The following is a 23,995-nucleotide window of genomic DNA, read 5'->3' on the forward strand; positions in this document are numbered from 1 at the left end:
TATGGCTAGACAAAGTATTACGCTTACTGAGAAAAATGATTTATGGCTGCGTAATCACGTTGAAAACGTGGGTGATTACGCAAATAAAAGTGAACTGGTAAACGACCTGATCAGGCGTGCTCGAAGAGCTGAGGTAATAAATAGTAAGCTTGTAAAGTCTGAGCAAAGTGGCTTTAGCACTCAATCTGCAGATGAAATGCTAGCAGAATTCAAATCAAGCACGAAGTAATGCGTACATACAAGCTTTCAAACGATGCTAAAGAAGATTTACGTCGCATTTACCAGTACGGCTGTGATGAATATTCACAACAGCAAGCAGATAATTATTTTTATGCTTTTTTTACTATGTTTGAAAAACTAGCAGCAAACCCTTATTTCTACCAATCAGTTGAGCATATACGTAAGGGTTATCGGCGAGCAGTCTGTGGTTCAGACAGTATTTATTACAGGGTTACCGAAGAAAATGTAGAAATTATGGCTATTTTGGGTGGACAAAATACACAAGAGTGGTTGTGAAAATTTAATCTGGATACCAAGCAAAGGAGGTTTCATGTATGGAAATATAGAGTTTTATTGCAGTCGATGTGGTGAATTAAATAGTCATGAGCCCGATTCTAATAATGACTTACCTCTTGCTATTGACGGGGAGGTTGAGCACCAATTAGAAATCCTTAATTGCACTAACTGTGACAATCCTTTTCAGGTGCATGTAAGTAAAGATCCTAACTCTTTAAATTTTGATTATCACCTAAATGATGGTTATAAGCTAGGAGAAGGAGAAAGTGAGTATCAAGCTGTATTTAAAAGTGCCGTATTTAACTTAGAGCAATTAACCTATCATCTTTTATCAGAAAACTATGTCAATAATACTTATTTTAATAGACTGTTTTATACTCAATGTATCATTACGTTGGAGACTTACTTTGGTGATGCATTAAGGTGCCATGTACTCAGTTCAGATGAGTATATAAAAAAGTTCATCCTTACTTCGGAAAAGCTTAAAAATGAGACGTACTCTCTTAAGCTTATTATTCAAAAACCTAATTTATTAGAAGATATAGTCACCGGTAGATTATCAGAAATTCTTTATCATAATCTCGGGGTAGTTAGTAAAATATATATGAATGTATTAGATATTGATCTTCAAAAGCTGATAGTAAATGAAAGGCGATATTTTGAGACTGCAATACTTATTAGGCATGATTGTGTTCATCGAAGTGGAAAGACAAAAGATGGAAAAGCTCATTATATTTCAAGGGATGATATCAAAAAGCTTGCAATCTCAGTCAGCCAATTGATTTTAAATTTACATGATGCAATGCAATATCTCGACGTGAACATAAGCGAAAATATTGGAGGTATTAGCTTCTAGTTAATATAGATTGTGAGTCTAGTGACGGAATAGTTACTGTGTTTTAGATGTATTTTTATGAAAAAAAGTGCGATATAAATACCGCACTTTTATTTAACTTACGCTTATTAGCAGTCTTTTCTGAAACCTTAGTGCGAAACAACAATTAAGCGAATGGCATCAAGTTGTAACTGCGTTTTTTCAATATACGTAGTTAGGTCGTTGCGCTGCTTATCGTAGAAGGTAATTTCTTCTTGGCGAATATTCGGGTTAATTTGTTTTAGGGCAACAAGTCGCTCTTGCTCTTCACTGAGTGACGTTTGCATTTTAACAAGCGACGCTGCGCGAATAACTTCAAGTTTTTCTTGAGCCATATCTTTAGCGCTAGTGATCATAGGGTGAACAGCGCTTTGCAGTGCACCTGCAAGCTTACTCGCTGTTTGGCGGCCAACGGCTGATAGCTGCTGATTAAAGCCTTCAAATGCCACATTCTCACCTAAGTTATTACCTGCTTTATCGAGCAATATACGAATTGGTGTAGGCGGTAAAAAGCGACCAACTTGCAATACTTTTGGTGCCATTGCTTCTGCAACAAAAATAAGCTCAACAAAAAAGGTGCCAGGCGGTAATTTTTTGTTTTTAAGCAGTGCAACTGATGCGCTACCAAAGTCATCGTCACAAATCATATCCATAGTGCCTTGCACCATAGGGTGATCCCAGCTGATAAAGTGTACGTCTTCTTGCGAAAGTGCCGTGTCGCGATCAAACGTAACCGTCATGCCATCGTCTTTAAGCGATGGGAATGAGGCACTTAACATATGTTCCGTTGGCTTTAAGATAATGGTGTTTTCGCCTTTATCTTCTTGGCTTACGCCAAATGTATCAAACACGTTGATCATGTAGCTTGGCAACTCAAACTGGTTATCGAGTTTTTCAATATCAGCTACAAGCGAATCTGCAGCACCTTGACCCGATGAATGTAGCTCTAGTAAACGATCTCGTCCGCTTTCCATTTTTTTACGCAGTACTGCATTTTGCTGTGCTACTTGCTCAAGTAATGGATCGAGTTCGTCTTCATCGCAGTTATGCGCAGAAATATATTCAAGTAAGTCATCACGGAACTCTTTATAAAGCATTTGCCCCGTTGTTGATGTAGATTCGAATGCATCTAGACCTTCGTTGTACCAACGTAGCAATACTTCTTGAGCGGTGTTTTCAAAATATGGCACATGAATGTTCACATCTTGTGTTTGACCTATACGGTCTAATCGACCAATACGCTGCTCTAGTAAATCTGGGTTCAGTGGTAAATCAAACAGTACTAAGTGATGCGAGAACTGGAAATTACGACCTTCTGAGCCAATTTCTGAACACAGTAATATTTGTGCATTATCGTACTCGTCTGCAAAAAATGCAGCAGCGCGGTCACGCTCAATAATAGACATACCTTCGTGGAATACCGACGCTTTAATTGCTTCGCGCTCACGCAGTATTTGCTCAAGGCTGATAGCTGTTTCAGCTTTAGCACATATAAGTAGTACTTTTTCGCGCTTAAGCGTTTTAAGAGTGTCGATTAACCAATCTACACGTGGATCGAATAGACCCCAGCTTGCGCTTTCGCCTTCAAACTCTTGAAATATTTTTTCAGGAAAAAGAGCGCGGTGTGCACTTAGTTCAGGGTTTTGAATGCCGCCCATATTACCGAGAACCGACATAGCCGTTTTATACTGTTTTGGCAGTGCCATAGGGTAGGCGTGTAATTTACGACTTGGGTAGCCATCAATGCCGCTGCGGCTATTTCTGAATAATATACGACCTGTGCCGTGGCGATCGAGCAGCATGTTAAGTATTTCTTTACGTGCCGGTAAATCACCTTGCTGTGCTTTTTCAAGAATATCAGTAATATCGGTTTCTTTTAATAGCTCAATTAGTGTGGCTTTGGCTGTGTCGTCTAGCCCTTGCTCTTGCAGTAATTGATTTGCAGCTTCAGCAACGTCTTTATAATTTGCTTCTTCTTCTTTAAACACGTCGTAGTCGTAAAAACGATCAGGGTCGAGTAACTGCAAACGTGCAAAGTGGCTGCTGTGACCAAGTTGATCAGGCGTTGCGGTAAGTAAAATAAGGCCCGGAATATCTTGGCTAAGCTCTGCCATACGTTGATACTCTGAGCTTGGCTTGCCGTTATTTATACTTAGGTGATGGGCTTCATCTATAACTAGTAAATCCCAATCAGCAAGCGTTGCTTGTTCAAACCAGCGTTTTTTCTTGGTTAAAAATTCAAGACTGGTAAGTACTAGTTGCTCTGTATCAAACACGTTTGGAGAATCTGCAAACGCTTCGTCGCAGCGTTCTTCATCAAAAATAGAAAAGTGTAAGTTAAAGCGGCGTAGCATTTCTACTAACCATTGGTGCTGTAGATTTTCTGGTACAACAATAAGTACGCGGCTCGCACGACCACTAATAATTTGTTGATGTAGTATCATGCCTGCTTCAATTGTTTTACCAAGGCCTACTTCATCTGATAAAAGTACGCGTGGTGCAAAACGTTTACCCACTTCTTGGGCAATATAAAGCTGGTGCGGAATAAGATTAGCACGTTGACCAATTAAGCCTTTAATAGGCGATTGCTCACGTTCAAATTTATGTAACCACGTTTGGTAGCGAAGTGTATAGCGATCAAAACGATCGACTTGGCCCGCAAATAAACGATCTTGTGGTTTATTAAACTTAATAAAATGATCTAAAAAGGTTTCTTTAAGCTTGGCAGTTTCGCCATTATCAACACGGGTGCCGTGATAACAAAGTAACTCGCCTTGTACTTCAATAGACTCTACTTCTAATTCCCATTCTTCAACGCTTTTGATCACATCGCCAGGATTAAATGCCACACGGGTAACAGGTGCTTCTGCACTAGAATAAACACGGCTCTCACCACTGGCAGGAAATAATATGCTGACCTGACGGCCTTCAATGGCAACAACGGTGCCTAATCCTAAATCTGACTCTGTATCACTGATCCAACGCTGACCTAAGGAAAAATTCATGTATGTCTCGTCTATGATGAAAAAGGCGGCTATGTTACCTGTAAGCTAACACCACTGCAAGGCGCTATTTGGCTCACTTTTAATTAATTTTGTAAGTGTTAATTATTACTATTAAAACAGCTTGTTTATGACTCTTTTTTAGGTAAATCAAAACTAATTACAGTTTGTAATAAAACGGACTTTTATGACAAATAGACTAAACTTACATTATGCCTTAGCAATTAAGTATTGCAGGTTTAAGTTTTGCCCGTTTTACTTAGTTATTTTGGTATAGCATAAAAATCATAAAACGTAAGGAAAGTGCTATGGAAAAAGCTTCGAACCTTGAAAGTAAAATGTATGTGCTAGATACCAACGTACTACTTCACGAACCACTCGCTTATTTGTCTTTTCAAGAGCATGACGTTGTTATCCCAATGACGGTGCTTGAAGAGCTTGACCACATAAAAGACAGAAAACACGACGTAAGTCGTGATGCGCGCGTCGCTATTCGTGGATTAGATGAAGTTCTTAAAAATGCAACGCCCGAACAAATGCTACAAGGCGTGGCGCTGCCAAGTAACAAAAAGGCAAAAGCGAGCTCTGCAGGTACCCTCATTATTGTAAACGACCATTTATTTGCCGACTCCATTTCTGGTTTACCAGGTAACGAAAACGACCATCGTATTATTAATTGCGCCGTGTACTTACAAAAGCAGCACAGTGATTCAAAGGTTATATTGGTTACAAAAGACATAAACATGCGCCTAAAAGCCAAAGGCGCCGGGCTTAAATATGTTGAGGATTACCGCACCGACCAACTTATTGACGATATAAGCCTGCTTACTAGTGGTTATAAAAAAATTGAAGGGGATTTTTGGGAGCATGTAGGGGAGTGTAATACTGAGCAACACGGACGTGATACGTTTCATCATGTGCCTAAAAACTTAATACCTGATGTATTTTGTAATGAATATTTACTTGATGGAGGGGATCAGTTTGCGGCACGTGTTAAATCGTACGATGACGAGCACATAACGCTAAAAGATATTGGCGTTGAGCGTTTAATGCATCAACAAGCATGGGGCGTTAAACCTAAAAACATTTATCAAGGTATGGCGCTTGATGCACTACTCGATACAAGTATTGAACTTGTTATTTTAACCGGCCCTGCGGGGTGTGGTAAAACCTTGTTAGCGCTTGCCAGCGCCCTTGAAATGGTCATCGAAAAAGGTATTTACGATAAAGTAATAGTCACCCGTAATACCCCTGAAATAGCAGAGTCCATTGGTTTTTTACCCGGCACAGAAGAGGAGAAAATGGCGCCATGGCTTGCAGCCATTACTGATACGCTGGAGGTATTGCACAAAGGCGACGAAAATCCGATATCAAGCCGAAACTACATTATGGAAAAAGCCAATGTGCAGTTTAAATCGGTTAACTTTATGCGTGGGCGTAGCATTCAAAATGCGGTGGTAATTTTAGATGAGAGCCAAAATTTAACGGCATCTCAACTTAAAACGATTATTACTCGCTGCGGCGAAGGTACTAAATTAATTTGTACGGGTAACTTGGCGCAAATAGACAGTAACTACCTAACACCGGTGACTTCGGGCTTAACGTACATAGTAGAGCGTTTTAAAAACTTTGAGGGCAGTGCAACGATAAACCTTAACGGGGTTGTACGTAGTCGCTTAGCGTCATTTGCAGAAGAAAATTTATAACTTGCGCTTAACAAATTGGCTCGATAGTCTATCGATTGATTTTCGAGCCATAACGCAGGCAGTACGTTGAATTTTTTACCTCTTAAACATTATTATCGTTCTTTATTTGTTGCGCTTTTGGTTCCATTAGTTGTAGCTCTTTTATTATGCTTACATTTATATAATATTAAGCTTGAACGCATTGTTGAAAAGCGCGAAGCCGATTTTATCAATGTATCTGCACAAGTAAGTCATGGCATGCAAGCGGCAAGTGACTTACTTACTACGATGTTTACATTGTACGAACTGCCTCCTTATAATCAATTAAATAGCACTCTTCTTGAAGGTATTAGCCAGTATGATGGTTACTACTATCGTCATTTTATAAACCAAGGCACTGAAATTGTTGGTAAAGGAGATTTTTCACTTTCTACTCGTGAGCTTTTACAGTGGCAGCAATTAGTCGCGTTAGGCCCTTCTTTTAATACGACGCTTTCGCTGATGCAGTCACTTTCAGCAGTCGCTTATGTGGATGAGCGTGGTATTGCATATGTGGCAAGGCGTAATAAAAGTAAAAGCTTTTTATTAACCGAAATTTTAGACGGGCAATTTAAACCCGAGTTTTCTCCAAATAACCTTTCATCAAGCCCAATAATTAATATAGATGGTAAAGCTTATTTTGCTATAGGCCGTCAGCGAGAACCTGGTTCAAGCGATTACATTATTTTAATTTACGATGTGCAGGCAATGTCTACTTGGCTAAAAAAAGTATCACCTAATCACGGTGAATATGTATTTATGAATCAGTTCCATCACATTATTGCCAGCTCAAAAAATCTAATTGACGAAGCCATCGATCTAAAAACCTATTGGCCAAACATCGCAGGTCCGGAGAATAAACTGACGATATTAACCAGTAATACTAATTATTTTATGCAACCAATGGGCAATTTGCCTATTCATGCTGCATTTCACGAACCTAAATCAAATTTAGTAAACTCTATTCGTTACGAAGTATTATTAGAATTTATATTTTTAACACTATTTTTAAGCATTATGTTTGGTGTGTTTTTTTGGTTAAGCCAGCGTATTTTTATAAAACCGATGACGCATTTAATGCACTATTTAGAGCAAAATGATACACAACAAAATAAACAATTAGATTATCAAATTCCTCTTAATTGGCAGCCTTGGTTTTCGAAAGTAAAACGCGTATTTGCTAAAAATAAGCAGCTGGTGGAATCACTGCAAAATGCTAATAAAGATCTTGATAAGCAAGTGCAGCTGCAATCCGAAAAGCTAAAGCGTAGCTATGAAGCAAAAGAACGCCACCTAGCATTACTCAACACGATGCTTAACAGTGTGCCCGATTTAATTTATTTTAAAAATATTGATGGTTTGTTTTTAGGGTGTAATAAGGCATTTGAAGCGTATATAGGTAAAGAGCAAACAGCGTTAGTGGGTAAACGCATGGAGGAAATTAGCAATGATGATGAACAAATTAGCGTTTTAGAAAAGCAAGTTTTACAAAATCGTCACGATGTACAACAACGAATAGACACAGAGAATAAGTCCTATCAATTAACCATAGCTCCTTTTTATAATGAGCATCAACATTTGTTGGGTACAATGGGAATAGGACGAGATATAACTGAGCAGCAACAAACGTTGTACGCTTTAAAAGCTTCAGAATCTAAATTTAGAAGTGCGATTGAATTTGCTGCTAATAGCGTTGTGCTGCTGTCGCTTGAGCACACGATTGTACAAGTTAATAAAGCGACCAGAAAATTATTTATAGAACATCCTGTTTTAGTAGGAGAGCAGCTTAAAATGCTCTTTGACGACAGCCAATGGCAAGAAATAAAAATCACTTTAGCAAAGTTACTCGACGACAAGAAAAAGGTATACCATTTAACCTTAGCGCAAGGGAAATTAGCCAATTGGTTACAATTGAGTGTATCACTTGTGTGGGATGAAAAACGTGATCCTTCTTATTATGTTATTCATTTACAGGATGTAAGCGCACTAACTAAAGCTAAGCATGATGCTGAACGAGCAACCCTTGCTAAAAGCCGTTTTATTGCTAATTTAAGCCATGAAATACGCACTCCACTTAACGCGGTATTGGGCCTACTTGATATGTTAATAGATCAGGGGCTTACCCAAAAGCAACTACAACAAACAGGCCAGGCTAAACACGCTGCGCAAAGTTTATTATTGATGCTTAACCGAATGCTGGATTTTGCACGCGTAGAAAGTGCGCAAGCTGAACTTAAGTTAGCGCCATTTAATATTGTAGAGCTAATTGATATTTGCGATAGCTTAACGGCGCCGCTGTGTGAAAATAAAAATGTTGAGTTTATTATTGATGTAGACCCTTTAATTGCTCCTGTTTTTATATGCGATAGTATCCGCTTACAGCAAATTTTAGGTAATCTACTAACGAATGCGGTTAAGTTTACAAGCTCGGGCTCTATTGTACTAAAAATGGATTTAGTACAAAGCGTAAGTATTGAACAACAGCTTATCTGTTTTCGTGTAATTGATACTGGCTGCGGGATTGATAAAGCTGATCAAAGGCGTTTGTTTGATGCTTTCACGCAAGGCGATGAATCATCAACAAGAATCCACCAAGGCGTTGGATTAGGACTCGCTATTGTTAAGCATGCGGTATCACTAATGGGTGGTGAAATTGCATTAAATAGTGAGAAAGGTCATGGTTGTGAGTTTTATTTTAGTATTTTGTTACAGGTGGATACAACAAAAAGTAGCGTATTACCAGCAAATGCATTAGCCGTTATATCTGAGCAAAGCTATGAGCTACAACGTGTTGTGGGCGCTTTACCGAAGTTAATAAGTATTGACCTAAAGGAAGCGTTAGAATATCCCATAAAGTTAACCGAAACTGAAAACTTAATTATAGATGCTGATGATTTACCTAAATTACTAAGTGTGCAAGCAATCAACGATTCATTATCTTCAAAAGCAATTTCAGTGGTTATCATCAACCATCAACACACATTAAATTTGTCAACAAGTCAGCTGCTATCAGTTCAACATGTTAAAGCATCAGCACTTGCTCAACGCTTGCTTAATTTGGATGTTGCCTCGCAGCCTAATATAAACAGTGAAATAGTAGTAACGAATGAACAGGTGTATAAAAGGGGTATAGCGGGATTATTAGTGTTAGCAATTGATGACAACCAATTAAACTTAGACATTATTAGCAGTGTGTTGCATCAAGCTAAAGTTAATGTTGTTACAGCTATGAGTGCCGTTGAGGGAATAGAACTATTACGCGTTTTAAAGCCTGATTTAATTTTAATGGATGTACAAATGCCGCATATTGACGGCTGTCAAGCAACGGCTTTAATTCGCCAACAGTTTGACACTAAGCAATTACCTATTTTTGCATTAACCGCTCATTGCGAACCAGCTGATGTTGAGCGCTCATTAAAATGCGGTATGAATAAACACTTAACAAAGCCTGTAGTGGCTGACGTACTCATTGATGCAATTGCAGACTTAGGGCTCTCCAAACCTAGCTTTTTTGAAGAATCATTTGCATTAACGCAGTTCAGTTTTGATGAGGCATTACTCAAAACCATGATTGATAAGTTTGCTAATTTGTGCCAAACCCAGCTCACCCAAATAGAAGGAAGTACCAATAGAAATGATTTGGTACGCTTAGTGCATAGTATAAAAGGTGTGGCAGGCAATTTAGGCTTCAAGCGGTTATCACTTTGTGCCCAACAATGTGAACATCAGTTTAAGACAACCAATGAGTCTGTTGAAATTTCGTTAAAAGAGCTTATTATGCAGCTAGAGCAGGTAATTGTTTTTATAAAAGGCTTGGGAGCAATGGATGTCGAAAAAAGCTAAGGTATTAATTGTTGACGACGATCCTCTTAACCGTTTAGTGCTCGAAAAAACACTCAAAGGTGAGCATGATGTGTTTTTAGTTGAAAGCGGTGAAAAAGCACTGACTTTTGTGAAAACAACACAGGTTGATTTGATCATTCTCGACGTTGTAATGCCGGGTATTGATGGCTACGAAGTACTTGTGCAATTAAAAGAAAACCCAATCACACAGTCTATCCCCATTATTTTCATATCAGCTAATCAAAGCCATGAAGATGAATCTAAAGGTTTAGAGCTGGGGGCTATGGATTATATAATTAAGCCATTTAGTGCTTCAATTGTCAGGGTGAGAGTACGTAATCAGTTACTCATTAAACAAAAAAATGACTTGCTTGAGATGTTAGCTTCAATTGATGGCCTAACAGAAATACCTAATAGACGTTATCTTGATGAAAATTTATCTCGTGAATGGCGCAGAAGTAAACGAGGTAGCACACCCCTGTCGGTATTACTGATGGATATAGATCACTTTAAACGTTATAACGATTGTTATGGGCATCGTGCCGGTGATGAGTGCTTAAAAAAAGTGGCGCAAGTACTTGTTGCTCAGTGTAAACGCGGTGGTGATTTTGTAGCTCGTTATGGCGGAGAAGAATTTGCTGCCGTGTTACCTGGTGTTAATAAACACGAGGCTATTCAATTTGCTAACACATTACGAAATGCTGTAAACGCACTGAAGATAGAACATAAAGCGTCACTTAATGCTGAACATATAACTATTAGTATCGGAGTAGCAACGACTGAAAGTGGTAAAGTGTATGCTGAGCAAACACTTTTAGAAGAGGCTGACTTAGGTTTGTATGCAGCGAAAGATGCTGGGCGTAATCAAATTATTGCACGCTAATTGAGCTTTGTTCTCCTAAGTGACCTGTATTGCGTATAATAAACTACTTTTACTTCTTATCTTATAACAACTAACACCAGCGTGCTGAGTGGACTTACAATAGGAAAAAGTTGGTTTGTATATGCCATACCAACTTGCATAAATCTTTGATCAATTTAACGAATTAAATTGCACTATAACGTCGTTAAAATTTTTTATTTAGAACAACACGCCCTAAATACAAAAACTTTTGCCTAGTTCTAGCGTAATTTTCTTAACGTTAAATAGACCCCATATATAAGCAGATTGGTATCACACTCCTACAAATAACCTAACCTAAGTTCCATCAATAAAGGCGGCAATAACAATGTAGTGACGGTTTTTTTAATTATTTATCATTCCCAAAGCACTTTCGCCCATACCGACTAATTTGTCATTTTTAAATATCAGTGGAGTACATTCATCTTTCGTTGTTTTTCCGTCAGAATGAAGGCTATGCGTTACGTAAAACAGTATTTGATAAACATCATCACTTTTTTTTAATAATTCAGTGAAGTCAGGTGTTTTTAATTTAGTTAACACGGATTGATAGCTACTATCCATTGCAAGCTCTGAAATGGCTTCACGATTATTTTTATTCTTAGTTTCCCAACTAGATGAATTTTTACCAGCCCAATGTGTTTCTGTTTCGCCATCTGACACTGCAATAACACAGCCTGTTAAAAATGGAGCGATTAAAGCTGCAGCTAAAAGTGATTTTTTCATTTTTATTTACCTTAATAAAGTTTTTAATTTGTTATTAGCTGTATTAAAGCAAAGGGTATACCATAATTATAAGTTGTTATTAATCATTGTCTTAAGTTGTCTTGGCTGTTTTTATCTAGCAAAATATTAAATGTGTTAGTAAAAACAGCCATTTTTTAGTTTTTTTGATTACTACAATAAAATCACTACACCAAGCGGTTACGTGATTCACCATTATTAAATGCAGTAATATTTAAACTTACTTCATTAATTAAGCGTACGATAGATTCAGTACTTGCCCATGCAATGTGTGGAGTGAGTAATAAATTATTGCCTTTGTAATTAGCAAGTGGATTTGAAAGCTCGGCAGGCTCTTTAGTTAGTACATCAACACCTGCGCCTGCAATTAGGTTTTGCTCAAGTGCTTTAGCTAGGTCGGCTTCGTTAATAATGCCACCACGTGCGGTATTAATAATAATGCTACTTGGCTTCATCATTTTAAGCTCATTAAGCGAAATTAAATCACGTGTTTCATCTGTTAGCGGGCAGTGTACGCTGATTATATCTGCTGTTTTAATGGCGTCTTCAAAAGGCGTACGACCATCTCGACATTTAACCCCTTTACGCTCTGCTACAATAACATTAGCGCCAAATGCCTCAGCCACTTTCGCAACACCCTTGCCTAACGTACCACCGCCTATAATGGCAAATGTTTTACCTTGTAGGTCGTTAAAGCTGTAATCGAGTATGCAAAACATGTCACTTTTTTGCCACGCGCCTTGCTGGCAATCCGCCTGATAGCGGTGTGTGTTACCCAGTAAATTAGTAATTAAAGAAAACGTATGTTGAACAACAGAAGGTGTTGAATAGCCAGCTACATTAGTTACGGCAATACCAAATTCTTTAGCGGCTTCTAAATCAACATTATTAGTACCAGTTGCGCTAACGCAGATTAGTTTAAGCTGAGTCAGTTGACTAATCGTGTCGCGATTTAAAACTGCTTTATTAGTGATTAATACATCAGCATCTTGGCAATGTTCAATAACTTGCTCTGGGCTAGTAAGTTCATAAGTCGTTAATTTACCAAGTTGTTCAATACAAGTAAGAGATGTTTTAGCTAATGTAGCGTTATCAAGAATAGTAATGTTCATTATGAGCCCTAAAATAAGTGGATCTGAAAGAGTTAAAATCGTAAAAAAGAGGCTTACGATCCATCAAAAATCTAAAATATGGGCTTAAGGTACTACGAAAGAAAGGCTTTGTTAATGGTATTACTACCAAATGATTAGAGGGCTATGTAGTAGTGGTCAGCCCACTAACAGATTGAGAACATGGTATTTTGCTAGACTGATCAGTTTTTTTGCACTTATAAGCAAGCCTATGGTCATAGAAGGTAATTAAACTCGGCTTTAAAGCAAGTTGCTAAAATAAAAAATCGTTTTTTGGTTATTTCGCATTTTAGATTGGCTGAGTTATAATCGGATATAGACATAAACGGTGCGCTTTAGCGTGCCGTTTTTTAACATTGTAGATGTAGTAATGAGTGAATTAGAAGATAAATACGCAGATATACGCCCATACAACGACGACGAAGTTGCGGCTTCGCTTACGCGTTTAATCAACGATAATGCGTTTATTGATGTAATAGCAAAATACAACTTACCGCGTTTTTTATCGGCAGTGCCTTTTATTGCACGTCCACTGGTAAGAAGCCAGCTGCGTAAAAAATGGGGGCAGGTAAAAACTGTTGAAGACGTACAGAACGAGGTTGCACAATACCTTGATAAGCTAGTAAAACGCACCACGTCAAAAGTTACTTTTTCAGGTCTCGATGAATTAGACCCTAAACAAGCTTATTTATTTATCTCTAACCATCGCGACATAGTACTGGATCCAGCATTAGTCAATTGGGGTTTGTTTCAACACAAAATGAAAACAGTGCGTATTGCCATTGGCGATAATTTATTACAAATACCTTATATCACTGAACTTATGCGCTTAAATAAAAGCTTTATAGTTAAGCGCTCAGCTAAAGCACCTAAAGAAATGCTAAAAGCACTTACTCAACTTTCATCCTATATTTATGATTCGTTGATGAGTGGTAATTCAATTTGGATTGCACAAAAAGAGGGGCGTGCGAAAGATGGATTTGATCAAACGGATCCTGCGCTTCTAAAAATGCTGCAACTTAATGGGCGCAAGCAAAAGAAAGAATTTGGTGATTATATAAAAGAGTTAAAAATAGTCCCTGTTTCTATATCTTATCAATACGAGCCGTGTGCTATTTCTAAAGCTAAAGAGTTATATCATAAGCAACTCCACGGTGAATATATTAAGTCTGCTGGTGAAGATATTGCCAGTATTGTCGAAGGCTTTAGTACCGCCAAGGGACATGTTCATTTAGCGTTTGGACGGCCTATTGAATCCAATTGTGATAGCGCAGAAGCGTTGGCAAAAACGATTGATCAGCAAATAGTGGATTCATTTTATTTACACCCCGGAAATTATATTGCTGGTGGCTGTAAAAAAGCAGTAATTGACTCACCAGATACAGCCACCTTCGAACAGCGAATGGCTAATGTACCTGAAGAGCTTAAACCGCTTGTACTTGCAATGTACGCTAAGCCTTTTCATCGTAAGAGTGAGATTAATATTAAAAGTTGTGAGCACTAAGCGGGGTCTGCTTACCTTTTTAGATTAAACATACGCTGCCCTTTGAGCTCGCTCTTGGGCGACTTACTCTTTGTTGCCCTGTATTTACTTTGCCCACGAGGTTGCAGACCTCGCGCCGTGATTCAATTGCGTCTAAATAGAACTTTTATGCTGAAAGGTCACATGTGAGTTTAATAACCTTTGAAAAGTGACTGTTTATTTGTCACTTTTTTTTTGCTTAAAAAAAAACGCTATACTAAAAGTCTGACCTTCTTAAGTGGTATTAATACAATGCAACAAATTGAAATATTTGATATTCCAAGCCCTTGCAAAAGTATTTGTCTAGTGAATAATAGAGGGTATTGCAAGGGATGCTACCGCAGTCGCGATGAGCGTTTTACTTGGAACTCACTAAGTAATGCCCAAAAAAAGAAAGTGCTTAGTTTATGTCAACAACGCTACAAACGTTACCTGCAAAAAGATCAAAAAAATTCAGCGTTAAATAGTAAAACCGAACAGCAAGGATTTGATTTTTAATTCTTATCTGCCTTTTGGCACATATAATGCCAGTGCTGCATAGAATTTGAATAATTTAGCGCTGAAAATAGCTGCTTGGGATAGATTTATTATCCAAAGCTTCGATTAATTAGCCAGTCACTAAAGTACTATTTACGGCCACAAAGCTACTGTTACGACTATTAATCTATAATCGATACCTCATAACTAATTCCATCTAAAGCTTGCTTTTCTATGTGCCAATTGTGTTCTTGGAACACACAAAACGGTTGTTAAAATACGACGGGATAAAAATAAATTAATCAACAATAATAAGATGCTAAAATGTTGTGGCTGCTATTTTAAATTACTACAGAAGTAAATAAAATACGCGGCGTATAATGCAATATGGCCACCTTATTGGTTGGTTTATAGCATTATTGCTATTTAAGCTGGTAATTTATTGGAATGAATTAGGAAATACTATGAGCTTTAACTTATGTCTGTTACCACGTGAAGAAAAATACCAAATTCAGCTCGATTATGAAGCGTCATTTTGGGCGTATCAAATTAAACGCAATAAAAAAACGCGTGAACAAGTGTATAACACTATTCATAGCCGTCCGATTGCTGAGCAAATGTTTTTAAAACAGCAATTTGAACAGTATTTGTCAATGATGCTAAGTTAGGTATGTATAAGGTTGAAATATTAGAACAAGTTAAAAGTCCACTTGTTAATAAATTTTATAAGCAATACAGCGTAAGGGGGCGTGCTAATAAGCAAGATCAACTTTGGGTTATTTATAATAAAACAGATATTGTTGCTGCGTGCCGCTTACAACATAAAGCCGAATTTTTATTTTTGTCGACCGTTTTTGTCGCTCCTCAGCATAGATCTAAAGGTTTAGCAAAGCTATTAATAACAACACTCCTAGAGAAGCAAAATAAAGTTGTTTATACCTTTGCCTACAAAACACTAGTTGATTTATACCGTACTATTGGTTTTAACCAAGTGTTAACATATACTCTTGCTTTACAAGTACTTTTCGATACTTACAAACACCGCAATGTAGTCGCCTTAAAATACCCATAGCATCAAATAATATGGAATAAGCATGAGCAGATGTGTTAACTGGATCATATGTAGTTTAATAGCTTTTACTGCTATTTTAAGCTCTCAAGTAGGCGCACAAGTGAAGCGTTTATCTCCAAACGAAGGTTTGTCACAGAGCTACGTTAACACTATGCTTATTGATAATAGCGGTTACTTATGGCTTTCGACAGAAGCGGGATTGAATCGCTATGATGGTTATCAGGTTATTCCTATTAATGGCCCTAATGGCGAATTAGAAGAAGCTATTATTGACCGTATTTACCAAGACCCTCAAGGCCATATTTGGATTGCATCATTGCTTGCGGGCTTGTTTAGGTACGACCCTGCAACTAACTCATACAAACAATTTCTAGAAAAACCCACTAGCGAAGAACAAATTATTAACGAGTCTGCTTTTAGCATGCTAGCGATTGATGAAAAAACACTGTGGATTGGACGAGGTAGAGACTTTGCAAAGTTAGACATTGAAAGTGGCATAGTAACTTCTATTTTTGAGCTTTCACATGAATATAAGAACACTTTAGTTAGGGAGCTTTTTCACTACAATGGCTATATTTTTATTGGCACTAGCCACGGTGCTTATGTATTTGATATCGCAACGGAACAAATACGTCCACTACAGCATTTAAAGGGCGAGCCTGAACATATTTACCAAAATAATGTGAAGGCGTTCGCTTTAGACGAAAGTAATCAACTTCTCGTTGGTGCTGTAAAGGGGTTGTATCAAGTAGATATCACTAATTTATCGGAGATGTTTGAGCGCCCCGACCTACCATTTAAAAATAAGGCTTTGTTGGCAGATTTAAATATTTGGCAAATTGTTAACGCCCATGGAAAAGTAGATTTAGCTACAGATAAAGGATTGTTTAAGTTTGACTTAACCAGTGGTGAATTGATTAAAAATACGCGTATAACGCAAAGTAAATATACGCTTGCTGATACTAGTATTATTGATATGGTAAAAGATAAATCAGGCGGCACATGGGTGGCGACCAAAACAGACGGCGCATTTTATTTATCAAACGATAATTATAATTTTAGCAATGTTGATGGCAGTTTATTAGGTGGTGATGGATTGTCGCATCATTCGGTGTGGGGCATTACCGAATACAATGATAAATTATGGTTAGCCACGCACAATGGCATAACCGAGGTCGATTTAAAAGCCAATACAGGAAAGGTCTATTTAAAAGACTATAAAGTAGATTTACTAACAACCGAATTTACTGTTTATGAAATAATGCCTTATAAAAATAAATTGTGGCTTTACAGTAACCGAGGGCTGTTTGTTTTTGACCCAATTACACATGATGTTAGTAAACCAATAACAAAAAATCCTGCTAACCAAGATAAAATAAAAGGCTGGGTGCATGGTGTTACACTTATGCCAAATGGCGATTTATATTATGTGCACTCAGATCATGGCGTGTTTATTTATAACATTGATACGCAAATAGTGACTCGTTTAGGTGGTGAATTTGCACAATTTCAACCTTTCCTAGCCCATGGTTTTTTACCACCACTTTCTAGTAAACCCGATTCACCATTGTTTTTTAATGCGGGAATTTTATATCAAGTAAACCCTGAAAATTTTGCATTGAAAATGATTTATAAAGTACCCAAACAGCATGAAAATGTTGCTATTAGTGTGTTGTCGTATGTTATAGATAACAACAATATTTTATGGATATCATTGTCTAATTTTGGCCTAATAGGACTTGATGCTTTAACTTATCAGCTAGTACATACAATTGATTTGGAAAAAAATAAATTGGGCACTTTACTCTATGACATGGTGCTAGATGATGACGGCATGATTTGGATGAGTAGCCACAAAGGTATCTGGCGGTTAAACCCAAAAACATTACATTTTCAACAATTTACTGTATCTGAAGGGCTGCTTTCGGCTGAATTTAATAGCAACGCAATGGCACGCCTAAAAGATGGCCGTATTGCATATGGTGGCTTAAAAGGTCTCACCTATTTCCAGCCAATGGAAAATAAAAATACTCAGGTGCTAATTGATCATGTCAATATTACACGAGTCAATTTGATGTCGCGTGATTTATCGTTTGATTTAAAGCAGCCACTAAATGAAGTTATTCTGAACCATGATGACATAGGACTTGAAGTTGCTTTTTCTGCTATGGCATTTAGTAATCAAGAGCGTATTATTTATGAGTATCAATTAGGCAATGGCCAGAAAACGTATACTCGCAATAATAATCGCGTTTTATTCCCTAAACTTAATCCGGGTAACTACCAATTAAAAGTGTGGGCGAAAGATCCACTTACAGGCAAATACACAGCACCTGCAACTTTAAAAATAAGAGTAAAATACCCGCTTTGGCGAGCGCCTTATTTTATGGTGCTATATGCAATGTTACTCGTTGCATTTGTAACAATGTGGGTGATGCGACGCAATAAAATTCAACGGATTCTATTAGCAGCAAATAAAGAGAGCAAAGAAAGTGAAGCCCGCTTAAAAATAGCGTTGGAAGGCAGTGAATCTGGGGTATGGGATTGGCAGTCAAGTAACCCCTCCATTTATCAGCCTCGGTTAAAAAATGAACTTGGCTACGATAATGAAACAGTGAGTTTGGATGATTATTTAGCTAAAATTCACCCGCAAGATAAACAATTATTTCGCTTAGAATGGTTAGAATTTTTATCTACTGATAAAGGTTACTTTAACTGTACCTACCGCCTGCGCCACGCAAAAGGCTATTGGCGGTGGTATAAAGATTTTGGCAAAGTTGTAGAGTGGGACGAAAAAAACCCGCAAAAAGTGGCGGGGACCTACACTAATATGACCCGTGAGATGGTATTTGAAGAGCATGCATTGCTGTTTACCGCAGCATTTGAGCAAACCCGTGATTGGGTGCTTATACTCGATAAAAACTTTAATATCCGTGCCTCAAATAAATCACTTCAAACAGCCTTTAACTTCTCTGCTGAGTCGCTTTCTAGTCGCTCTCTAAATTTAGGAATTTCACGCAGCAATCGTTTTGGCTATTTACGGATTATACAAAAACTATTAGTTGGCGAGCATTTCACTTGCGAAGATACTGTAGTGCTCGCAAATGGTGAGTCTCATTATGTATTAGTGAAAATAAGTGCGGTGGCCGATAACGAGCAACGATTAAATAGTTATGTTGTTATATTAACGGATATAAGTGCTCAAAAATCAGCTGAAAATGAACTTCATTTGCTCGCTAATTACGATGTATTAACGGGATTACCAAACCGTACGTTGTTTAACGATCGTGTTGGGCATGCGTTAGAACAAGCAAAAAAGCACAGCTGTAAAGTTGCACTGTTATACATAAATATTAAGCGCTTTAAGTACTTTAATGATTCCTTAGGGCACGAAGCGGGTGATGAATTAATTAAAAAAGTCGCAGAGAGATTAAAATGTGCATTACGCCCATCAGATAGTGTCGCACGTTTTAGTGGTGATGAATTTGTTGCGCTCGTAGAGGATGTTCATAAAATAGAAGAGGTTTTACTTATATGCGTAAAACTAATGGATTGCGTAAACCAAAATATTAGTGTTAGCGGACAGGTCGTTAATATTAATTTAAGTATTGGTGTTGCTATATCTCCTGATGATGCAAAAGAAAGCGCTACATTATTAAAAGCGGCTAACATTGCGCTTTACCATGCTAAAGATTCACTTGAAAGTAGCTATCAATTCTATAAACAAGAAATGAATCAGCATGTACAAAAAACACTTCACCTGGAGTCACAACTTACTAAAGCTTATCAAGAACATGAATTTTGTAATTATTACCAACCCATTGTTAACGCAAAAACTTATATTACAGAAGGGTTTGAAGTGTTATTACGCTGGCCTGAAAATAATCTTATCCAAACTCAAGAATTTTCTTTAGCGGCTGAAGGCATTGGTTTAATAACAAAGATAATGCTGCAAACATTGGCACGTGCTTTAGAGGATTTGAAAGAGTGGCGTAAGGTATCGCCGAAGCTTTATTTATCAATAAATTTATCGGCACTTGATTTTGAGTTTATAGAGTTAGTGCCAGAGATCAGAAAAGCGCTAAGTAATGCCAATATACCGTCAGACGCGATTGTATTTGAAATTACCGAGTCGATACTTATGCGTGATTCAAAACAAGCATTGCACAGCATGGAGATGCTTAAAAGTTTGGGCTGCAAGCTTTATATGGATGATTTCGGTACTGGTTATGCTTCATTGACTTATCTAAAACGTTTTCCTATCGACGTACTAAAAATTGATAAGAGCTTTGTACAAGACATAGGCATAGATTCTGACGACGAAGCCATTATTCAATCAATACTTGCCCTTGCACACAGTTTAGGTAAAGAATGTGTAGCAGAGGGGGTTGAAAGCTCACATCAGCTCGCCTTTTTAAAAGAAAGAGGATGTAGGCATTTCCAAGGCTACTTATTTAGTAAACCTGTACCAAATAACGAAGTACTACCACTTATTAATCGCGATTGGAGTGATATGTTCAATTGATAATATTGTACTTATTTAAGGCCTTTTACCGCAGTGCCTGCAAAATAAATGGCCATTGTGCTCATTTAACTGTGTTTTAATAGCCTTATTAGCTTCTAGTTTACTCAAGCCTAACTTATAGCGTAGCTCTTCTAGGTGTTCTTGTTGAGTATCATTAAGAGTACCATTTTGAATTTGTTCATGTACGGCATCTTCAAAAAACTGGCGGCGTTTACGTATTTGTTCTGAAAAACTAGACGCGAGTAAACCGGTAGGTATAGCAACCATTCCCATGCTCAGTAGTGTGATAACCCCGCCGAAAAACTTACCTAATGGCGTTATAGGTACTACATCGCCATAACCAACGGTTGTTAATGTTGCCATTGCCCACCACATAGCAGCGGGAATCGAGCCAAATTTATCGGGTTGTATGTCGTGCTCAATTAAGTAAATTCCGCATGAAGCCAAAATAAGCACCACTGCCATAATAAAAAAAGCAGCCATTAGTGAACTACCTTCATCGTTAAAGGCTTTTAAAAGTAGCTGCATGGCGCGTGAGTAGCGTGTGAGTTTAAACACTCTTAATAGTCGAAGCACACGTAAAAAACGTAAATCGAGAGGAAATAAAAACATCATTAAGCTCGGCAAAATCGCGATTAAATCAACAATTGCCAAAGGGGAGAAAAAATAACTAAGCCGACGTTTGGTATTAGATCCTTTTATTGCAGCATATTGTGTTTTATCTACGCAAGCCCAAAGTCTGGCTAAGTACTCAATAGCAAAAATAGCGACTGAGACAATTTCTAAAACTAAGAATTCGTTGTAATACTGCTCTACCACACTTGGGATTGATTCAATAACAATGGCTACAACGTTGATCATTATTAAGCTAATGAGTGCAATATCAAGAATATGCCCTGCTCGGCGGTACTGGCCTGTGCCTTCAAACAGGCAAGCCAATTTTTGTCTTAAAGTCTGCGAATTATTCATTATGTAAGTTTGAGTACCATGTTAATACTGCCCTCTTCAAAGTCGCGGCTAATTTTAAAACCTAGCTTACGGGCAAGCTCAATCATCCCTGTATTCTCAGGTAAGGTTATGCCTTCAATCGACTCCACACTTTGGCGTTTGCAGTGATTAATTGCAGCGCTCATTAGTATACGACCAAGCCCTAAGCCTTGGCAGTCTGAGCGTACTACAATAGCAAATTCAGCATGTAGGTTATCGGGATCCATAATGACGCGAGATACACCCAAAGTGCGGGTTTTACCTTCAAAGCGTTGGCAAACAATAAACGCCATTTCACGGTCGTAATCAATTTGGGTCATTTTAGCGAGTTGATCGTGGTTAAACTGTGGAAGCTCGCCAAAAAAGCGTTTATATCTGTCTTCTTTATTAAGTGACTCGTCAAATACTTTATGAGCTTGTTCATCTTCTGGTTTTATCGGTCTGAGCGTAGCTTGGGTGTTATTCTTAAGTGTTACCACTTCAACAAGCTCAATAGGGTAGGGACGAATAGATAACCGCTTACGATTGCTCTGAGCTTGATAGCGATTAAGTGTCATAGTGGCATCGAGCACTAAAAACTGCCCATTACTGGCAAGAATAGGATTTAGTTCCATTGAGCTAATGTCAGGTTGATCAATAACTAACTGAGAAATACGCGTTAGCAGTGCACACAAACGATACTTATCAACTTTTTCGGGGAGTATGCGCTCCTTTAATACGCCTTTGTCGTGCGCTGCAGCAATTAAATACTTTGCCAAGTTCATATTTAGTGGAGGCAGTGCAACGGCGGCTTGTGCATATTCAAGGCCGGTTCCTGCTTCACCTAATAATATAACTGGGCCAAAATTAGGCTCTGTTTTAATCGCAATTCGCAGCTCATTTGCCCCTGCTCGCGGCGCCATTTTTTGTAATGAAAACCCCTCAATAACAGCATCCGGATACGTGTTTTTAATACGGATAAGCATCGCAAAAGCAGTTTGTTCAACCTCGTTGGCGTCGTTTAAGTTAAGCACCACACCACCGACTTCAGACTTCGAGGCAATACTTGGACTAATAAGTTTTAACGCGACTGGAAAACCAAGCTCAATGGCTTGCTCTTTGGCTTCTGTTGGGGTGTAAGCGACCTCAGTTTGAATGCATTTAATACCATAGTGGTTTAATATTTGGCTTGCCTGATGAGTAGGTAAGTAGCTTTGTCCGTCATCTAAAAACTCATTAATAAGCGCTTTAGCGGCCACTTTATTTATTTTAGCGTCATCAGTGTTCGACTCAGGTGTTTGCGTTAAATGCTTTTGGTTACGGCGATACGTTACCAAGTGCATAAACGCGCCTACAGAACCCTCTGGTGTTCTATAAGTGGGTATTGCGTTGTTTGAGCACACTTTTCTGGCGGCGTAAGATGCGTCTTCACCCATAAAGTTAGTTATAACGTAAGGGCGCGCCATTTTGGGTAATGTTTGTAAGGTTTCTACAATAATGTTGGCGTAGTCTTCGCTGGGCGCAAGCGCTGAGGGAGTATGGATAATCAGTAAGTTTTTAACTTCTTTTGCGTGCAGTAAAATTTCTAATGCTTGCTTATAACGCGCAGGTGCAGAGTCGCCAAAAATATCCACAGGGTTTGAGGTGGTTTCTGATTGCGGAATGACTTTATTTAGCGCATTTCGGGTTTCAATGCTTAGTTCTGCTAATTTACCGGAACTTTGAATAAGTTCATCAACGGCCATAACACCTGGGCCACCACCATTAGTTAAAATTGTCAGTTGTTCTACTTTTAATAATTTTGGATGCATGGCGAGTGTTTGTGTCGCTGCAAATAGCTCTCGTAAATCATTTACACGCAGCATACCCGCTCGTTGAAATAACGCATCGTAAACAGCATCAGAGCTTTGCTTTGCGCCGGTGTGAATTTCGGCTGCAAGTGCGCCCGCAGTTGTTTTACCTGTTTTAATCGCAATTACAGGCTTACTAAAGGCGGCGGCCCTTGCTGCTGATATAAAGCCACGAATATCTTCAATGTTATCTATGTAGAGTAAAATAGCTCTGGTTTTAGCATCACGACCTAAAAAGTCGAGTAGTTCATTAAAGTTTATATCAAGGCAATCGCCTACTGATACAAAATATGAAAAGCCAATTTCTTTGTTTTTAGCCCAATCTAAAATGGTTGAGCATACTGCTGCTGATTGCGATACAAATGCAATTTTACCTGGGCTTGCCACGGTATGTGAAAAGCTCGCATTTAAACCAATATGAGGGATCAGCAAGCCTAAGCAATTGGGTCCAAGCAAAGTAACTTGTTTGGCTTGAGCGCATGCTTTAAGCGCGCTTTTTTGTTCCCCAGATAGCCCATCGGCAATAACAATAGCCGTTTTGCAGCCAAGCTCTCCAAGCTGCTCAATAATATCAATTAAGGTATTTTTGTTAGTACAAATAACAGCAAGGTCGGGTACTTTTGGTAAGTCAGCAATAGAGGGGTAAGCAAGTACGCCATGTACTGCGCTATGGCTTGGAGTAACGGGCATTATCGGCCCTTTAAAACCGCCTTGAAGTAAGTTGCGCATAACCACAAAACCAGCCCGAGTTGATACGTTAGAGGCGCCAATAACGGCCACTGAGCTTGGGTTAAAAAATTGGGTTATACGCTTAAGGCTCATGGTTTTTCCTAGGCTGATTAAATTTTG

General features: G+C 38.3%; 16 protein-coding genes. 11 read left to right on the plus strand and 5 right to left on the minus strand.

Features of this window, described 5'->3' with window-relative positions; translation table 11 throughout:
- The first annotated feature begins 1 nt into the window (after position 1).
- The 3 genes from P20495_RS09065 to P20495_RS09055 are packed head-to-tail and all read left to right on the plus strand — an operon-like array spanning position 2 to position 1,372.
- Positions 2-229, plus strand: a complete 228-nt coding sequence (locus P20495_RS09065) for a hypothetical protein (protein ID WP_008136600.1) — start codon at positions 2-4, stop codon at positions 227-229.
- On the plus strand, positions 229-516 hold the full coding sequence (locus P20495_RS09060; RefSeq protein WP_008136603.1) for a type II toxin-antitoxin system RelE/ParE family toxin: 288 nt from the start codon (positions 229-231) through the stop codon (positions 514-516). The genes P20495_RS09065 and P20495_RS09060 overlap by 1 nt, the downstream gene beginning before the upstream one ends.
- A 34-nt stretch (positions 517-550) precedes the next feature.
- Positions 551-1,372 (plus strand): hypothetical protein, encoded by an 822-nt coding sequence (locus P20495_RS09055; RefSeq protein WP_008136604.1) that lies wholly within the window; start codon positions 551-553, stop codon positions 1,370-1,372.
- Between the two features lie 128 nt (positions 1,373-1,500).
- Here the strand turns inward: P20495_RS09055 and rapA are convergent, their stop codons facing one another.
- The gene (gene rapA, locus P20495_RS09050) at positions 1,501-4,395 is read right to left on the minus strand and encodes an RNA polymerase-associated protein RapA (protein WP_008136606.1); all 2,895 of its coding nucleotides are present in this window, start codon (positions 4,393-4,395) and stop codon (positions 1,501-1,503) included.
- A 305-nt stretch (positions 4,396-4,700) separates the two neighbouring features.
- Between rapA and P20495_RS09045 the strand changes: the two genes are divergently transcribed.
- From P20495_RS09045 to P20495_RS09035, 3 genes are all read left to right on the plus strand, one after another.
- Entirely contained in the window at positions 4,701-6,098 is a 1,398-nt protein-coding gene (locus P20495_RS09045; RefSeq protein WP_008136608.1) for a PhoH family protein, read from the plus strand.
- A gap of 66 nt (positions 6,099-6,164) precedes the next feature.
- Positions 6,165-9,959: a PAS domain-containing hybrid sensor histidine kinase/response regulator gene (locus P20495_RS09040; RefSeq protein ID WP_008136611.1), complete on the plus strand. Its 3,795-nt coding sequence runs from the start codon at positions 6,165-6,167 to the stop codon at positions 9,957-9,959.
- On the plus strand, positions 9,943-10,842 hold the full coding sequence (locus tag P20495_RS09035; RefSeq protein ID WP_007376541.1) for a diguanylate cyclase: 900 nt from the start codon (positions 9,943-9,945) through the stop codon (positions 10,840-10,842). Before P20495_RS09040 ends, P20495_RS09035 begins: the two co-directional genes overlap by 17 nt.
- A 363-nt stretch (positions 10,843-11,205) precedes the next feature.
- Here P20495_RS09035 and P20495_RS09030 read toward each other — a convergent pair whose 3' ends face one another.
- Together P20495_RS09030 and P20495_RS09025 are read right to left on the minus strand one after the other, a co-directional pair.
- On the minus strand, positions 11,206-11,586 hold the full coding sequence (locus P20495_RS09030; protein WP_008136613.1) for a DUF3192 domain-containing protein: 381 nt from the start codon (positions 11,584-11,586) through the stop codon (positions 11,206-11,208).
- A 185-nt stretch (positions 11,587-11,771) separates the two neighbouring features.
- Positions 11,772-12,716 (minus strand): D-2-hydroxyacid dehydrogenase, encoded by a 945-nt coding sequence (locus P20495_RS09025; protein ID WP_007376539.1) that lies wholly within the window; start codon positions 12,714-12,716, stop codon positions 11,772-11,774.
- 388 nt (positions 12,717-13,104) lie between these two features.
- Here P20495_RS09025 and P20495_RS09020 point away from each other — a divergent pair, with 388 nt between their 5' ends.
- The 5 genes from P20495_RS09020 (at position 13,105) to P20495_RS09000 (ending at position 20,330) form a co-directional block, all read left to right on the plus strand.
- Positions 13,105-14,238, plus strand: a complete 1,134-nt coding sequence (locus tag P20495_RS09020; protein WP_033015877.1) for a 1-acyl-sn-glycerol-3-phosphate acyltransferase — start codon at positions 13,105-13,107, stop codon at positions 14,236-14,238.
- A gap of 270 nt (positions 14,239-14,508) precedes the next feature.
- The gene (locus P20495_RS09015; protein ID WP_007376537.1) at positions 14,509-14,754 is read left to right on the plus strand and encodes a DUF1289 domain-containing protein; all 246 of its coding nucleotides are present in this window, start codon (positions 14,509-14,511) and stop codon (positions 14,752-14,754) included.
- Between the two features lie 443 nt (positions 14,755-15,197).
- Positions 15,198-15,401, plus strand: coding sequence for a DUF3283 family protein (locus P20495_RS09010; protein WP_008136617.1), 204 nt, complete (start codon positions 15,198-15,200; stop codon positions 15,399-15,401).
- A 2-nt stretch (positions 15,402-15,403) separates the two neighbouring features.
- The gene (locus P20495_RS09005; protein WP_007376535.1) at positions 15,404-15,805 is read left to right on the plus strand and encodes a GNAT family N-acetyltransferase; all 402 of its coding nucleotides are present in this window, start codon (positions 15,404-15,406) and stop codon (positions 15,803-15,805) included.
- A gap of 22 nt (positions 15,806-15,827) precedes the next feature.
- A complete protein-coding gene (locus P20495_RS09000; protein WP_007376534.1) occupies positions 15,828-20,330 on the plus strand; it encodes an EAL domain-containing protein in 4,503 nt (1,500 codons plus the stop codon).
- Between the two features lie 15 nt (positions 20,331-20,345).
- Here P20495_RS09000 and P20495_RS08995 read toward each other — a convergent pair whose 3' ends face one another.
- Both P20495_RS08995 and P20495_RS08990 read right to left on the minus strand, forming a co-directional pair.
- The gene (locus P20495_RS08995) at positions 20,346-21,299 is read right to left on the minus strand and encodes an ion transporter (RefSeq protein WP_033015870.1); all 954 of its coding nucleotides are present in this window, start codon (positions 21,297-21,299) and stop codon (positions 20,346-20,348) included.
- Entirely contained in the window at positions 21,299-23,968 is a 2,670-nt protein-coding gene (locus P20495_RS08990; RefSeq protein ID WP_008136618.1) for a bifunctional acetate--CoA ligase family protein/GNAT family N-acetyltransferase, read from the minus strand. The genes P20495_RS08995 and P20495_RS08990 overlap by 1 nt, the downstream gene beginning before the upstream one ends.
- Positions 23,969-23,995: the final 27 nt, after the last annotated feature.

The organism is Pseudoalteromonas sp. BSi20495 (genome assembly GCF_000241185.1).
Taxonomy (GTDB): domain Bacteria; phylum Pseudomonadota; class Gammaproteobacteria; order Enterobacterales; family Alteromonadaceae; genus Pseudoalteromonas; species Pseudoalteromonas fuliginea.